The organism is Bifidobacterium aesculapii (genome assembly GCF_001417815.1).
Taxonomy (GTDB): Bacteria; Actinomycetota; Actinomycetes; order Actinomycetales; family Bifidobacteriaceae; genus Bifidobacterium; species Bifidobacterium aesculapii.
Window position 1 is genome coordinate 1 of the sequence record NZ_BCFK01000031.1, and the last position, 15,464, is coordinate 15,464.

General features: G+C 63.9%; 17 protein-coding genes and 1 tRNA gene. 16 read left to right on the top strand and 2 right to left on the bottom strand.

Annotated features, from left to right (window positions below):
* Window positions 1-255 precede the first annotated feature (255 nt).
* From BFAL_RS04385 to BFAL_RS11555, 11 genes are all read left to right on the top strand, one after another.
* Window positions 256-528: a Rossmann-fold NAD(P)-binding domain-containing protein gene (locus BFAL_RS04385; protein ID WP_055427216.1), complete on the top strand. Its 273-nt coding sequence runs from the start codon at window positions 256-258 to the stop codon at window positions 526-528.
* Window positions 529-996: 468 nt separating this feature from the next.
* Window positions 997-2,394, top strand: a complete 1,398-nt coding sequence (locus tag BFAL_RS04390; protein WP_055427350.1) for an MFS transporter — start codon at window positions 997-999, stop codon at window positions 2,392-2,394.
* A 398-nt stretch (window positions 2,395-2,792) separates the two neighbouring features.
* Window positions 2,793-3,107: a cupin domain-containing protein gene (locus BFAL_RS04400; protein WP_055427351.1), complete on the top strand. Its 315-nt coding sequence runs from the start codon at window positions 2,793-2,795 to the stop codon at window positions 3,105-3,107.
* A 104-nt stretch (window positions 3,108-3,211) separates the two neighbouring features.
* A complete protein-coding gene (locus tag BFAL_RS04405) occupies window positions 3,212-4,174 on the top strand; it encodes a 3-hydroxyacyl-CoA dehydrogenase family protein (protein ID WP_055427218.1) in 963 nt (320 codons plus the stop codon).
* Between the two features lie 816 nt (window positions 4,175-4,990).
* Window positions 4,991-5,374: an ABC transporter permease gene (locus BFAL_RS11220; RefSeq protein WP_055427219.1), complete on the top strand. Its 384-nt coding sequence runs from the start codon at window positions 4,991-4,993 to the stop codon at window positions 5,372-5,374.
* Between the two features lie 140 nt (window positions 5,375-5,514).
* A tRNA-Asn gene (locus BFAL_RS04415) sits at window positions 5,515-5,587 on the top strand.
* 428 nt (window positions 5,588-6,015) lie between these two features.
* Window positions 6,016-6,228, top strand: coding sequence for a helix-turn-helix domain-containing protein (locus BFAL_RS04425; protein ID WP_055427221.1), 213 nt, complete (start codon window positions 6,016-6,018; stop codon window positions 6,226-6,228).
* Between the two features lie 777 nt (window positions 6,229-7,005).
* The gene (locus tag BFAL_RS04430) at window positions 7,006-7,200 is read left to right on the top strand and encodes a hypothetical protein (protein ID WP_055427222.1); all 195 of its coding nucleotides are present in this window, start codon (window positions 7,006-7,008) and stop codon (window positions 7,198-7,200) included.
* 35 nt (window positions 7,201-7,235) lie between these two features.
* A complete protein-coding gene (locus tag BFAL_RS04435; protein ID WP_152973536.1) occupies window positions 7,236-7,514 on the top strand; it encodes a hypothetical protein in 279 nt (92 codons plus the stop codon).
* Window positions 7,511-7,939 carry a helix-turn-helix domain-containing protein gene (locus BFAL_RS11550; RefSeq protein ID WP_055427224.1) on the top strand — a complete coding sequence of 143 codons (429 nt, stop codon included), beginning with the start codon at window positions 7,511-7,513 and terminating at the stop codon, window positions 7,937-7,939. Before BFAL_RS04435 ends, BFAL_RS11550 begins: the two co-directional genes overlap by 4 nt.
* Window positions 7,940-8,046: 107 nt before the next feature.
* Window positions 8,047-8,802: a hypothetical protein gene (locus BFAL_RS11555; RefSeq protein WP_236691670.1), complete on the top strand. Its 756-nt coding sequence runs from the start codon at window positions 8,047-8,049 to the stop codon at window positions 8,800-8,802.
* Window positions 8,803-8,987: 185 nt separating this feature from the next.
* Here BFAL_RS11555 and tnpB read toward each other — a convergent pair whose 3' ends face one another.
* Both tnpB and BFAL_RS04455 read right to left on the bottom strand, forming a co-directional pair.
* Window positions 8,988-10,286, bottom strand: coding sequence for an IS607 family element RNA-guided endonuclease TnpB (gene tnpB / locus BFAL_RS04450; RefSeq protein ID WP_055427226.1), 1,299 nt, complete (start codon window positions 10,284-10,286; stop codon window positions 8,988-8,990).
* Window positions 10,279-10,860 carry an IS607 family transposase gene (locus tag BFAL_RS04455; RefSeq protein ID WP_055427227.1) on the bottom strand — a complete coding sequence of 194 codons (582 nt, stop codon included), beginning with the start codon at window positions 10,858-10,860 and terminating at the stop codon, window positions 10,279-10,281. Before BFAL_RS04455 ends, tnpB begins: the two co-directional genes overlap by 8 nt.
* A gap of 119 nt (window positions 10,861-10,979) precedes the next feature.
* Between BFAL_RS04455 and BFAL_RS04460 the strand changes: the two genes are divergently transcribed.
* The 5 genes from BFAL_RS04460 (at window position 10,980) to BFAL_RS04485 (ending at window position 15,320) form a co-directional block, all read left to right on the top strand.
* On the top strand, window positions 10,980-11,912 hold the full coding sequence (locus BFAL_RS04460) for a hypothetical protein (RefSeq protein WP_055427228.1): 933 nt from the start codon (window positions 10,980-10,982) through the stop codon (window positions 11,910-11,912).
* A 535-nt stretch (window positions 11,913-12,447) separates the two neighbouring features.
* Complete coding sequence (locus tag BFAL_RS04470) at window positions 12,448-13,032, top strand: TetR/AcrR family transcriptional regulator (RefSeq protein WP_236691673.1); 585 nt, start codon at window positions 12,448-12,450, stop codon at window positions 13,030-13,032.
* A gap of 143 nt (window positions 13,033-13,175) precedes the next feature.
* Window positions 13,176-13,976 carry an AzlC family ABC transporter permease gene (locus tag BFAL_RS04475; protein WP_055427231.1) on the top strand — a complete coding sequence of 267 codons (801 nt, stop codon included), beginning with the start codon at window positions 13,176-13,178 and terminating at the stop codon, window positions 13,974-13,976.
* Window positions 13,973-14,305, top strand: coding sequence for a branched-chain amino acid transporter permease (locus BFAL_RS04480; RefSeq protein WP_055427232.1), 333 nt, complete (start codon window positions 13,973-13,975; stop codon window positions 14,303-14,305). The genes BFAL_RS04475 and BFAL_RS04480 overlap by 4 nt, the downstream gene beginning before the upstream one ends.
* Window positions 14,306-14,342: 37 nt before the next feature.
* Entirely contained in the window at window positions 14,343-15,320 is a 978-nt protein-coding gene (locus tag BFAL_RS04485) for an AEC family transporter (RefSeq protein ID WP_055427233.1), read from the top strand.
* Window positions 15,321-15,464: the final 144 nt, after the last annotated feature.

A 15,464-nucleotide genomic window follows, 5' to 3' on the forward strand; every position in this document is an offset into this window, starting at 1 on the left:
GGTCCGCGGTTCATGTTGCGTTGCATCGCGTCCACGATTCGCCCGCCGTAGCCGGCTTCCAAGAGAAGCCGGTACTGCGGTCTCACCAACCTGCTGCTGCCGCTGCTGGCGAAAAGCCCGTCCGCACGCATCGTCACCGTATCCAGCGAATCATACCGGCAGGCGGGCGCGCCCCGACTCGACGACATCGAGCTCGAACACGCCTACTCGCTCGTGCGCGCCTACGGCTCTTCAAAACTGTATGTGTGGTGTCTGATGCGGCAGTTCGACGCACGGCTCAAAGCGGACGGCGTCGGCAACGTCACCGTGAACACCGTCGAACCGGGTTCCGCCGTCACCGGACTGCAACGCGAATCGCTGCGCAAGTCGCCGTTCATGCTGCCGCTCGTCATCCTGTGGATGCCGTTCATGCGCACCGCCGCGCACGGGGCCCTCACCAGCGTGCTGATGGCCTCCTCCCCGAACGTCGAGGGGGTGAGCGGGCAGTTCTGGGGCAATCGCAAGCCCAAACGCATCAACCGGAAATAGATTTCGCCGGAAGGGGAGAAGATCGTCTGGGAGTACTGCGCGAAGGCGTGCGCACCGTATCTGGACGGATTGGAGACTCCGATTGATCTTGCCTGACGGCATCCGGCGGCCGTCGACTGTGCGTATCGCAGCCGCGGCGGCTGTGGAGACATGACGTGAACGGTCACGCCATGTCTCCACAGCCGTATACGTTCTGAAACCATGTGTTCCCTGCTGATGACCATGTGCCCGCAGACCGGTGGCCTGCCGGGCAGATACGAGTACTGAGGTCCGAACCGCGACCGTTCGGACCTAGGCGAAGCCATACCCGAATGCATGTATGGCGCACCCGGGCATCGTCATCGAATCACAGGCGCGACGCGAAACGTTCCGCGTGCATGCGCCCAATGAAGAAAGACAAAGAACACATCCATGTCTCAGAACAACCATGCCGCCGACCCGACGGCATCGTCCGCACCGGACGAGTCCATGACATTCCAATCACAGACCGCGACGGCGGGCGCGCCGGAAACGGCACTCGCACACGACCCGCGCGAGGACGGCTGGACGCGCCGCGTCGCGCTCCTGCTCGCAGGACAGGCGTTCTCCCTGCTCGGCTCAAGCATCGTCCAATACGCCCTATGGTGGTGGATCGTCCTCGAATCACGCACCGGCGCATCCATGCTGTTCGCCACCCTGTTCGGCGTGGTGCCGCAGGCCATCGTCTCCATGTTCGGCGGCCCCATGGCGGACCGGTACAACCGTAAAATCCTCATCATGTTGCCCGACCTCATCATCGCGGGCGTCACCGTGTTCCTATCCGTGAGCTTCGCGCTCGGATGGGCGAACCTCGCGGTGATCTTCGCGGTCCTGTTCATCCGCTCGGCGGGCGGCGGCATCCAGATGCCCGCGGTCCAATCGTTCATCCCCGACGTGACGCCCGCCGGCCGGCTCCTGCGAGTCAACTCGATCTACGGCGTCATCAATTCGGCGAACATGATTGTCGCGCCGGCGCTCGCCGCCGTGCTCATCAACATGGTGCCGTTGTGGTCGATCCTGCTGGTCGACGTGGCGACCGCAATCATCGGCGTCGGCTTCGTCGCGCTGATCCGCGTACCGGCGAAACGGTCGACGGACGCCGTCACCGCGGCCGAAGGACCGACCCAGGCCGCGACGGATGTGGCGGGGGAGCCGCTGCCGGACGTGTCGTTGCCGCTCGCCGTCCTCAAACGCACGCTCGCGGACATCAAGGACGGATTCGCCTATGCGATGGGCCACCCGTACCTCAAAGGCGTAATTCTCGGCGACGCGTTCACCTGCTTCATGTCCGTCGCGCCGATGAACCTGACGCTGCTGCTCATGACCCGCGAATACGAAGGCATCGACCTGAACCTGGGATTCGTGAACCTCACCACCGCCTCCGACAAGCTCGCCGCCAACGAACTCGGATTGAGCGTCGGCATGCTGCTCGGCGGCGCGCTCATGTCCGCGTTCGGCTCGAAACTGCTGCGCAGGGCCCACGCGCAGATGCTCATGGTGTCGTTCGGCATCGCGATGGTGGGCGTCACCGTCATCGGATTGGGCACGGCGACGAATCTGCTCGCGTATCTCATCATCGACCTGTTGAACGGCGTCGCCTCCGCCCTGTGCGTGGGGCCGATGCGCACGATCATGCAGTCCGAATCCGACGAGTCGATGACTGGACGCGTGTTCGGCCTCGACACCACTCTCTCCACGTTCGGCATGCCGCTTGGCATGCTTGTCTTCGCGCCGCTCGCCGACGTGATCCCGATCGCATGGGTGTTCATCGCCGGAGGCCTCCTCACCCTGCCCGTCGCGGGGTATGTGCTGTATCTGACCCGACGCGGCGTATCCGCGCGAGCCTGAGTCGCGTCCGACAGTCCGTCCGCGTATTTGAGCGTCCCGTCCTTCGTGGTGACATGCAGGTCGCCGGGCTTGTCCGCGGTCACGTCGCCGGAGGCGACGATCTTCGTGTCCGTGAGGATGGGCGTGTTCTTGCCGCGGTACTGGTCGGCCTGCTCGCTGGTGTACGGGCCGTACACGTCGACGTGCGCATTGACCGTCACGTTCTTGTTGTCGGTGTTGGTGAGCCAGTCGGGTTGGCCGTCGTTGTCGAGGTCCTTGGCGCCGAGCGTGGCCTTGCCCCGCGCGAGTTGACATGATTAAGCTGGAATGAGTTCGGCTCAACATGGACGACGCAAAGGAGATCCGACATGAACGACAACAAGACGACTACTGGAGCTGAGACCAATGCCGATCGGCCGATGGTGATGGAGCACATCGACGCGCTCGCCCCAATGGTGGAGGTGCAGCCGGAGGCCACGGTCTCCCGCACCGTGATGCAGGTGGAAGGGGCGAATGTGGTGCTGTTCTCCTTCGACAAAGGACAGGAGCTGAGCGAGCATACCGCCGCCATGCCGGTGCTCGTCCAGTGCCTCGAAGGACATCTCAAGGTGACCGGCGGCGGTCGGACCGTGGACCTCATGCCCGGAGGCATCCTGCACTTCCCGACCCGACTGCCCCACGCGGTCTACGCCGAAGAGGCATCGAAGATGATGCTCATCATGATGCGTCACTGACGTTGGCGGCACTGGCTATCGGAGGGCATGGCATGGGAGCCGGATCGAACGCGAATACGGAAATGAAGGAAACGAAAGTATCAAAGAAAACGGAGGAAACGAACATGGTGGTAGACATCGATGGCATACGGACCGTCGCCAACGTGGGCACGGGCACGATGGGCCACGCCATCGCATTGCAATTCTCCATCGCAGGCTACGAGACGCGCCTCGTCGGGCGCAGTGAAACCTCGCTGGACCGTGCGATGGCGAACATCCGCGCGGATGCCGAAACGTTCGCCGGCGCGGGACTGCTGCGCGACGGCGATGACGTCGACAAGGTGCTGGCGCGCATCACGCCGGTCGTCGGCTATGAGCGGGGAGTCGCCGGCGCCGACTTCGTCATCGAGGCAATCGCGGAGAACCTCGACGTCAAACGTGAGGCGTGGCGGGAGATCGAACGGTTCGCACCGGCCGACGCGATCTTCGCGACGAACACCTCCGGCCTGAGTCCGACCGCCATCGCCTCCGTGCTCGAGCGGCCGGAACGGTTCGTGGTCGCGCACTTCTGGAATCCGGCGCAGCTCATGCCGCTCGTCGAAGTCGTGCCGGGTACACAAACCGATTCGGCTGTGCTCGACACGACGGTCGAGCTGATGCGCCGCATCGGCAAGAAACCGGCGAAGCTCAACAGGGAGTCGCTCGGGTTCATCGGCAACCGGCTGCAGATGGCCGTGCTGCGCGAGGAGTTCCACATCGTCCAGGCGGGCATCGCCGACGCGGCCACCGTGGACGACGTGATGAAGTACAGCTTGGGGCGCCGCTGGAATCTCGTCGGACCGGTCGCGAGCATCGACTTGGGCGGACTTGACGTGTTCTACAACATCAGCACCTACCTGTTCGACGACATGGACAATGGCACCGGCCCGAGTCCGCTGCTCGCCGAAAAGGTCAAGGCCGGCGATCTCGGCGCGAAAACCGGTCGCGGCTTCTTCTCATGGCAGGGCGAAACCGGCAAGCGCATCATCGAACGCCGCGACGCCGCCCTGCTGCAATCCCTGAAGGACGACGCAGCCGAAGGGGAGTGAGCATGGGATCGGACGGTCGGTGAGATGGACTGTGCTACGAACGTGATGACGCATATTTCGCTCCACATAAGCTGGCTAAGGTTCATATTTTTCGCCGCCAGGCGCTGATCTGTCTGAGCTATCTCGTTTACGAGGGGTTGATACGGGGCGCCGCGGGCATCTATTGGGCTTACGAGGGGTGCCTGGACCGGGGTTTCGCGGGGATTCCAAGCCGTGAGGGCCGGTATTTCGCCATGCGTACCCGGGATATCGGGGTTTGGGCACCCCTTGTAACGAAGATAGGTGTTCGCGACATGCGCAATGTACCCCTTGCAACGAAGAAGGCCCTTCGTCATGCGGCCGTGCAGGGTCACGCAAGGACGGCGCGCGTTCTGCGGTGGCAGCCCAGCCCCGAGCCTGTATTCAATGTCTATACGGCAAGCTGAGCGGTGTTTTCCGCAGTGTCTATTCCTTGCCCCCTCACATCTTCGGGACCCCACCCGCCGCTGCGGCAACCTAGCACCCCACGACACAAACTCGCGAAGGCGCAGTTTATATACCATCTTCACTTGCTGGAGATGAATCTTCACTCGTGGAGAGTGAGGATTGGGATTGGATGGTGTTTCCCCGGGGCTATGCGCGGGCGGTGTCGGTGTGCCCGTGGGTGTTGGTCGTCCGGTTTTCCTCAGCTCCGGCTCCGGCGCGAACTCCCGCGTTCCGGGGCGCGATGCGGGGGAACAGCTCCTCGGAGACGAACCGGCCGAATTCGGTGGGGGCGATGAGATCCGGCTCGTTGAGCATGGCGCGGAGGATGCCGATGATGCCGGAAAGGTAGAAGTGCCTGAGCAGTTCGAGGCGCCGTCGCTCGATTGGGTCCTCGCCGTGGTCGTGCTCTACACGCTTGCCTCCACGAACATCTCCGAACGCGAACGCGAGCTCGCCACCATCAAGGTGCTCGGCTTCCGCAGGAAGGAGGTCCACGGGTACGTGAACAAGGAGCTGTTGATGCTCGCCTGCTTCGGCATCGTGATCGGCCTGCCTTGCGGCCGGGGACTGCTCGGCTTCCTCCTGAGCCAGCTCGACCTGCCGGGCATGAACATCGTGCCGAACGTGAAGTGGTACTGCTACGCGCTCGCCGCGCTGCTCGCACTGTCGTTCACGCTGATTGTGGAGAGGCGACGAACCGGTCGCTCGACCGCATCGACATGGTCGGCGCGTTGAAGAGCCCCGAGTGACGGCACGCCCATCGGCGGCCCGTTGCGTCGCGACACGGGTCGCGGCGCAACGGACTTGCTTTTTGAGAAAGACCATGTTACAGTACTTGACTTGTGCGCGGAAGCGATTCCGGGTACAAGCCATATTCCTGCGTAGCTCAGTTGGCAGAGCATCCGACTGTTAATCGGACGGTCGCTGGTTCAAGCCCAGCCGCAGGAGCTTCCCAGAAGCCATCGGCGTGTCGCCGGTGGCTTTTCTGTTATCGCCCTGAAGCTGATACATAAGATCGCCGTTCAACAGGGATTCCACGGAGGCGTTTAAAAACAGCGAGGCATTTACGAGGTCGATGACAGACCAGTTCGTTTTGCCTGACATCTTCATCGACATAGCGGGTTTCTTCAGTCCAAGGGCGTCAGCCAGGGCGGCTTGCGTTTCATTTCTGGCCGCAAGCATGACTCGCACATTGAACGCGATTGTCGCGGACAGCTGTTTCTCGTCGTCTTTTGTCATCGGGATGTTCACGGCGTGCCTCCTTGTATTCAAACGGATTTCAATAATTCCTGATTGAATTGTAGATACCCAATTTGCGTTCAGTCAAATTGAATATTATGATGTAGTTCAAGATTAATGAATGGAGGTTGAGAAATATGACTAGTCCGATTGCTGCATGGCTCTCCGAGCGTCATATGACCCAGCGCCAACTTGCCGCTGAGATGGGACTGGCCCCGTCTTCGATTTCGATGAAGATCAACGGGGATACCTCATGGCAGCAGAAGGATTTGGTCTTTTTCAGCCAACGCTACGGCTTGTCGTCTGATTTCGTTCTCGGCCTGGTCCCGCGTGAGGGGGTGTTGGTGTGATGGTCTGATTCTTCTTATTTCTTCGACAAGGAAAAGTCGTTAAAACCCTCGTGATAACTCAACGCGGGATGGATGCCGTTTTTCCGTCCGTCCCGTTGTCAGCCGGGGACCGGACGGCCGTTGGATCTTTCTCCTTCGATCATTGTTGCGCGGCCGGTGGCCGGAGCGGGGTCAAGCTCCTTCTCCTCCCTCGTTTCGTGGTTCGATTCCACGCCCCGGCACGCGGCCCGTGTGCCGCCGCCGGTCTGAAGAGGCGCCGGCGGCGACGCGCGCGGCCACAAGCCGGGATATCGGCCGACGGGGGTGAGTGCCCGTCACTGGTCGAGGGTGTCCGCCTCCCCCGGTCCGCCGTCTTGACTTTTCCTTCTCGGGCGGGTCGGGGATGGGCGTGGCAGGGGTTCGAATCCCCTTCCCGGCGCGGCGGCCGTCATGGCGGCCGATATCGATAACCGAATATCGCTCGAAAGAGTGTGAGTGTGTGGGACGGGCCGGACCCCTATCGGGGCCTAGGAAACCTCGGGGTCCGGCCTGTCCTGCGCGACAACCTTCGTGGGGCGGCCAATGGCATTGGCGTGCCGGCCTCCCCGCGCCGACATCGAAAGGCAGGTCATCGCGATGACTGACTTTAGCAGCTCCGCACGGGATCGCCACCCCGTGCTTGTCTCCAAGGTTAATCGACGTGCGTCGGCCGCACGGTCCCGCTTCGCGGCGGGCGTCGGTCCGTCGTACCGCAAGGACGGCGCCTGTGCGTGCGTCCGGTGTTGTGAGGAGTGGACGATGATGTGGACTCTCGACCAGTTGGACACGCTCGTTCGCGCGCGTGATCTCGCGCGCCGCGAGGCCGAGGTGGAACTGTCCTGCGGCTGGGGCGGCGACGCCGTACGTTTCGCCCGTGCGGCGGAACTGCTGTTCGCGGCCAATCTCGTTGACGAGATGCTGTACCAGTCCCCGAAGCCGATGGGGGTGTCGTGATGTGGTGGCCTTGGGAATGGGGGGCGCGCGACTGGATGCTTTGCGCGACGGTCGTGCTGCCCGTGCCGGCGTGGTGGGCGTTGCGCTGGCTGCTGCGCCGTCATCGGCGCGTGCGTGACGCGTCGATGATGGCGACCGGCCTGCTGCTGGCGTGTCCGGCGGTGGACGTGCTGATCGCCTGGGCGGTGTCCGGCGACGTGTACGAACCGCTGCTGTTCGCTGCCGTCGTGTGGCTGTTCGCCGGCGCCCGCATGACGGTCGAGGGTATGGACGCGTCCGATGGGGGCCGCCACGGAAGGAGCACGAGGAAATGAGCGTGAACGCCGTTGATTGGGCTTTGCGGATGGCGCCGGTGGACGGCGCCCATGACGGGCATGCGCGTCTGCTGATCGCTTTGGCGAACGTCGCGGACACCAAGGGCCGTGACGCGCACCCCACGCAAAAGCAGATGGCGACGTGGTGCAGGTGCAGCGTCTCGACCATCAAGCGCCGTCTGGAGTGGCTGGAGGCCCAAGGGCTCATCCGCAGGGGGGACCAGCGTCTGGTCTCGCACTTCGGCGTGGGGCATCGTCCCGTCGTCTGGGATCTGTGCCTCGACAAAACGTCGGACGAGCCGATCGATTTCGACACGAACGACCTCGACTCCGTGGTCGGCGGACGCCCCCGAACCGGCGGAAACCCCGGTCCACACGTGAACCGGGGTTCACAGCTGTGGCCTGTACCCCAGTTCAACAGGTGAGCTACAGTACGTCCCTAGTACGTAATAACCCCTCTGCCCCTTCGGGGCATCTCCCCGCAGACGGGGAGACCCCCGAGGCGGACGAGACCGAAACCGGAGGCGTGGGCGTGGCGTCGCCGGGCGACGCCGGCGACGACGTCGCCGAACCGTGGTCGGACGGTTCGGCCGTCCCCGCGCCCCCCGATCCCGTCGCGGCCCCCGTGGAGCCCGAACGCGCGCTCTGCGACCGGCTGGCTGCCCGCCGGTCCCGTCTGCGCCTGTCCGCGCCCACACCGACCAAACGCGACGTGACGGCCGTGGGCCGGCTGCTCGCCCGCCTCGCCGCAGACGGCGAGACCGACCCGAAACGGCTCGCCGGCGACGTGATCGATTTCGCCCTCAAACGCGACTTCTGGCTCAAACAGGTGCGCACGGGCCGGGACCTGGCTCGCCTGTTCGACCGGATCGACGACGACCGGCGCGTGGCCGGCCTCGTTCAGGCCATGACGCCTGGCCGCATGATGGGCCTCGCGGCCCCCGACATCGACCCCGAAGTACGCCCGGCCCCGACGCCGGCCGAACCGCACCGGCACACGGCCGCATGCCGGCACGTCGAGGCCCTGCTGGACTCGTCCGACGCCCGCCGCGCCGAACCCGACACGTTCCGCCGCCGAGAACTCGCCGCCGAGACCGCCGACAGGCTCAACCACGGCGCGACGGACGACGAAACCAAACGGTGGATTGCCGACACGCTCATGGAACGAGCCGAACGCCATCGCGCCGACATGGAACGCCTGCGCGAATTGTGCGCCGCGAACGGCGGCAGCATGTTCGCCGGCTCGAAACGATCCAGCCACGCCGCGACGGGGGGTGAGCTGCGATGAGCGAAGGACCCGACAGGGAATGGAGGCTCGACGCGCTGTGCGGCCGTCTCGCCGCCGGACAACGCGACCGGCAGGTCGGCGAGCTCATCGACCGCATGTGGGGGCTCTCCGACGGCGACGACACCGCCGCCGACCGGGACCTCAGACGCGGCGCCGTCCGCATCTGCGACATGTGCCGTTGCAAGCTAGTTTGTTTTGGCTTGCAGGACGGTCTTGCGGCCGTCCGCTCCAAGGCTCATGCCACTGTGGTGGCTGCTTGGTTCGCATTTCACCGCGGTTTGCCCGGCATCCCATGGGACGCCGGGTCTTACGTCCGCTCCATGCGCGTTTAGGGTCTCCGGGGCACTCCCGGCGACCTTGATGTTGATCGCGGCGTTCAGGTCGCGGTCCATGATGAGGCCGCATCCGTCGCACCGGTAGACGCGCTCGTCGAGAGAGAGCTTGGCTTTCACCCTCCCGCAGTCCGAGCATATCTTGCTTGACGGATACCAGCGGTCGACGACGTGCAGCCGTGCGCCGGTGCGTGCGGTCTTATACTCCAATTGACGGCGCAGCTCACGGAAGGACGCGTCCTCGACCGCCTTGGCGAGCCGATGGTTTCTGACCATGCCGCCCACGTTCAGATCCTCGATCGAGATGTCCGAGTAGATGGAGGCGAGCCGTGTGGTCAGCTTGTGCAGCAGGTCGCGGCGTTGGTTGGCGACCCGCGCGTGCAGACGGGCCACGCGTTCGCGCGCCCTGCGCCGACGGTTAGACCCCTTTGCCTTGCGTGACAACGCTTTCTGGGCACATCTCAATCGACGTTCGTTCGTCTTCAGGGTGTGTGGGTTGGCGATGACGACCCCGTCGGAAAGCGTCGCCAGCGTCCTGATGCCCAGATCGATGCCGACCGCACCGCCCTTCGGCGGGGTCGCGGGCGCGGGATCGGCCCGTTCCACGGTCAACGAGGCGCGCCAGCGTCCCGCATGCCGGCTGACGGTCATGCGCAGCACCCGACCATCGCCGACCCGCTTCGCCACGTTCTCCATGCAGTGCACGCGGCCGATCCGGGGCAGTCTCAACGCCCTGGGATCACCGGGGATGAGACCGTACGAGCCGGTCGTGTACGCGAACCGGGGCGTCGCACGATCCTTCGACCGGAACCTGGGGAAGCCGACGCGACGTCCTTTGCGCTGCCCCTTGCGGCTTTTCGACCAGTTCCTCAGGGCGTTCGACAGGGCTTCCAATCCGCTGTTGTAGGCTTCCTTGCTGTTCTCCCGCCACCACGGCACACCGTCCTTGTCCACGGCCAGCGTGTTCTTGGTTTGGTTCCACCAACGTCGCAGGGAATACAGGGACCACTCCGGCTTCTCCTCGGCTTCGATGCATGCCTTGACGCGGGCGAGCCCGGCGTTGAACGCGAACCGCGCCGCCCCCGCATGCGAGGACAGCAAACGCCCCTGCGCCGGTGTGGGGTCCAACGCGACCTTGACCGCCTCAAGCATCACGCGCCGCCCTCAACGCCGCCTCCGCCTTGTTCCTGGCGGCACGACGGCCATACAGGCGCGCGCAGAACGAGGTCAGCACCTCGGTCATGTCGCGCACCAGATCATCATCCAGCTCCGAATCGTCCACGACGATCAGCCTGCGCCCCGCAGCCTTCAACGCGCTTTCGACGAGTCCTGCATTCATACGCGCCAGCCGGTCCCGGTGCTCGACGACGATGGTGCCCACCGTCGGGTCCGCCAGAATGCGGTTGAGCTTGCGACGCCTGTCGTTCATGCCGGAACCGGTCTCCAAGACGACCTCGGGGGATTCGATGCCCATGCTGATGGCGAACGCCTTCAACCGGTCCGCCTGCCGCGTCAAATCTGCCTTCTGATCGGATGAGGAGACGCGCGCGTAGCAGACCGTACGCGAACCCGCATTGGGAGCAGATGGCCTCTCATACTTCGGATCGTGGATGAGCCACACGCTCCCCGACCGTTCGAACGGGACCGGCATACGGTTCTCACGACACCACTTCCACACCGTCTGCTCGCTCAACCCCTCACGAGCCGCCCATTCCTTCGCACGCATGAATAAATCATAACACGCCAGAACAAAGCAAATCAAACCAACAAAGCATCAACTGACTACCCTTCCGGCGTGCATAATTATCAAGGAAGATCAATAAAAGGAAACCGAAGGAGCCGAACATGAACGACCTGCGGACGCCGGCGACGGAGCCGGCACCGACCCATGACGACGGGAAAACGGAGAAGACGGTCAAACACCGCCCGAAGTGGCTGGTTCCGGCCATCGCGGCCGCGTGCGCGCTGGTGCTCGCCGCCGGCGGCGTCGGCGGGTACATGGCGTGGAACGCGCACGAACTGGGCGTGGCGGAATCGGCGTGCGCCGAGGCTGCGGACGAGCTGCGCGTCGCGGCGAACGAGTACGCCGCGCTCGTCAACGGCGACGCCGCCGACATGGCCGCCGTGAAGACGGCCGACGTGAAGGACGCGAAGACCGTCACCACGCTGGCGGACGCGTTGAAGACGCAGACGCCCGAATACTCGGGGTGCGTGGCCGACGACAAGACGGGACTGGACGCGGCCACGGCGAAACTCGGCGAACAGACCACATGGTACGCGAGGCATGTGAAGAGTCTCCGGTCGGCGGTGGACGCGGTGTCCGCGTCGAAACTGGGGAAGACCATCGACACGGCGAACGCGCTCCTGAAATCCTCCGACGGGAAAGTGCAGGACAACGCGACGCGCACCGCGTTGGAGAAGGCCGTGAAGGCCAGGGACGCGGAAGCCATCGCCACGGCGTCGAAGAAGGTCAACGACTCCATAGCCGCGAAGACGAAGGCCGACGAGGAAGCCAAGGCGAAGGCCGAGGCCGAAGCCAAGGCCGCCGCCGAAGCCGCCGCAGCGGCCGCCGCCGCGCAGGCGCAGTCGTACACGCCCACGTACTCGTACGGCTCTACGGGAGGGTATTCGTCCGGCTCGTACACGCCCACGTACTCCGGCGGCTCGTCCGGTTCGTCCTCGTCCGGTTCGACGGAGACCATCGCGCCGCCGGTCAGCGGCGGCCATGGATGCGGCGACCAATGCGCCGGCAACGGGGACGGCATATACCATCACTGACTGATTCGGGTTTGCGCCCGGCCCGCCACACCACGGGCCGGGCGCTCCCATATCCCGTCCGTGTCAGCGTCATCCGGTGTCCGGGCGGCTGTGTGATACTTGCGCTGGGCGGCGTCCGGCGTGGTGGTTCCGACGGCGCCGCCCTCCTTCCGGCCGGCCCGCCCCATCATGGGGCGGCCGGCCTTTTCCGTCGATCCCCGCGTCCGTATGACGGGGAAACGACGGACCGTCATACCCCAATCTTTCTTTCAATCTTTCAACCTTTCAATCTTGTTTTCTTTCTCGGGTGTGTGGTCGGGTGGTCCGCGAAGCGGGAACGCGCGGCCGCGTCCTGTGTCCCACAATGGGTAATGGCGTCCGCGAGAGGCGGGCGTTTGTTGAAGGTTAACCGGACGGTCACTGGTTCAAGCCCAGTCGCAGGAGCCCATCGGAAGCCGCCGGCACGTCGCCGGCGGCTTTTCCGTTCTCTCCCGTACCATACGGGCGCATGCCGATGCCTCGATGCCCGGTGAAGGATTTATCATGACGTGTGACCATGTATCGGGCGACCATGGAGAGCGAGGCACGTATGGGCGAATCGTCACGCAGGTTCGATCCGGACCGCAAGAGCCGCATCATCGACGCCTGTCTCGCCGTCATCGCCGAACGCGGCGTGGCCGGAGCGTCACACCGCGTCATCGCCGCCGCAGCGGACGTGCCATTGGGTTCGATGACCTACCATTTCGACGGTCTGCACGATCTGCTTCATCAGGCGTTCGACCGGTATGCGCAACAGTGCATCGACAGGTTCCACGAGCGCATGGCCCAGGCGCGGGACGTCGACGAAGCGTGCGAACAGATCGCGCGACACGTCGAAGGCGATCTGCTCGCCACGCGGCATGATCTGATCGTGAACCTCGAACTGTATACGCTGGCGGCACGCGACCCCGCATACAGGGACATCTCCAACCGGTGGATGGCCGCCAGCCGCCGTGAACTGGAACGGTTCTTCGACCCGCCTACCGCGGCGATGCTCGACGCGCTCATCGAAGGGCTCACGCTGCACCGTGCGCTCGGCGGCGACTCCCTCGACCCGAAGAACATCCGCGAATCCATCCGTCGCACCGCCCACATGCCATAAGCGCCCGAAACGGATCCGAATCCCTCTCCGCCGTCGTACGGCCATCCGACCGCATGGATGACCGTACGACGTCACATCCCCCCGAAGCGTGATAGCATATCCGCCGCAATCGGTTCAACGCACAACGGAGGAGAGACACTGCCATGCAAACCGCAGAACGGCGCGGCATACGGCTCGAAGCGTTGAAGGCGGCGTTCCCATTGACCGTGCCGATCGCACTGGGATTCCTGTTCCTCGGCTGCTCGTACGGCATGCTCATGGGCACGAAAGGCTTCACCTTCATCTGGCCCATGTGCATGAGCATGTTCATCTTCGCCGGCTCCATGGAATTCGTCACCGTCAACCTGCTGCTGTCCGCATTCAACCCCATCGCCGCGTTCCTGCTGGCGCTCATGGTCAACGCACGCCACCTGTTCTACGGACTGTCGATGCTCGGACGATTCAAAGGCCTCGGATGGAAACGCCCATACCTCATCTTCGGCATGTGCGACGAGACATTCGCCATCAACTCCTCCACCCGAATCCCCGAAAACGTGGACCGCGGCTGGTTCTACCTGTGGGTCACGCTCCTCAACCAGCTGTACTGGGTGACCGGCGCCACACTCGGCGGCGTGATCGGCTCGAACATCCCATTCGACACGCAAGGACTCGACTTCGTCCTCACCGCATTGTTCCTCGTCATCTTCCTCGACCAGTGGACGGGAGCCAAACGCCGCGAACACCTGAGCGCGGCCATCGGCATACTCGCCTCGATCGCATGCCTCACCCTCTTCGGCACGAAGAACTTCATGATCCCCGCGATGGCCGCCATGATCATACTCTTCACCCTGCTGCGCCCATACCTCGACGACCCACGCGACGAATCCGCCGACACACCCCCGGAACACACAACCCAAACAGATCCGACGACAACCACAACACCGGAAAAGGAGCACACACGGTGACGATGACCATCATGCAGGGAGTGCTCACCATCGCCGCCGTCGTGGCTGGCACAATGCTCACCCGATTCCTGCCGTTCCTCATATTCCCCGAATCGAAAGAACCCCCACGGCTCATCGACTATTTCGGCAAAGTACTCCCATACGCGATGACCGGCCTGCTCGTCGTCTACGCATTGCGCAACACACCCATCCTCACCGGCGACCACGGCATACCGGAACTCATCGCATGCCTCGCCATCATCACACTCCACATGTGGCGACACAACATGCTGCTCTCCATCGCAGGCGGCACCATCATCTACATGATGCTCGTCCAACTCGTATTCTGAACACCGAACAACGAGAGAAACGAGAGAGAAGAGACCAATGCAACAGTTCGACATCGTACTCGGCCAAATGATCGGCATGGCCGTGATGATGCTCGTCGGCTACATCTGCGTGAAAACCAAAGTGATCGGCGAAACCGCACTCAACGGCATCTGCGCACTGATCCTCAAAGTCGGCATCCCACTGCTCGTCTTCTCCAACGCAGTATCCGGCACCACACGCGCCGACCTCATCGGCTCCGACGCGATCATCATACTGACCCTCCTCATGTACGCGCTCCTCATCGGCCTGTTCACCGCACTATCGCATCTGCTACGGCTCAAACGCGAACGTGGGCGCATGTTCCGCGGCTGCTTCGCATTCGGCAACGCCGGATTCATCGGACTCCCACTCGTCATCGCACTGTTCCCCGCCAAAGGCGCGCTCTACTTCGCACTCATGTCCATCGTCGACCAATTCCTCCTCTGGACATACGGCGTATGGACCTGCAAAAAAGTCGACGACCACCAATCAACCGCCGACGAACGCCCCGCCCACGGCTGGCTCGACCGACTCGCCCCACTCGTCAGCCCCGCACTGATCGCCGTCGCGCTCGCCGTCGCGCTCATCCTCGCCGACGTCACCGTGCCCGGCGTGGTGCTGGCCCCGCTCAAGGCGCTCGGCTCGACCGCCTCCCCGTTGTCGATGCTCTACCTGGGCGGCCTGTTCGCCATCCGTGATTGGTCCGGCATCCTGAAGAAGTACGAGCTGTACGTCGGCATCGTCGTCAAGATGCTCGCCTTCCCGGTCGGGTTCTACGCGCTGCTGACCTTCGCGCCCACGGCGCTCGGGCTCACCCCCATGAACCAGGACATGGTGCACATGATGACCATCATCTCCGGCTTGCCCACGATGAGCACGATGGTCATGTTCGCCGAGCGCGAGCACAACCAGCCCGAATACGCCATCGGCATGGTGCTCGTGACCACCGTGGCGAGCCTGTTCACGCTTACCGCCGTCTCGTTCCTCGTGTTCTGAACGGTTCGGCGGCGGAAGGCCGGGCCGTGTGCGCCGAGCGCCGATCCCGTGCGCAGGGTCGTCGCAGACACGTATCATGGGTACAGTATTCCGGCGGGAAGGTTTGGGCCGGGCGTCGCTCGGATGGGCGATGCAGTTGGATTC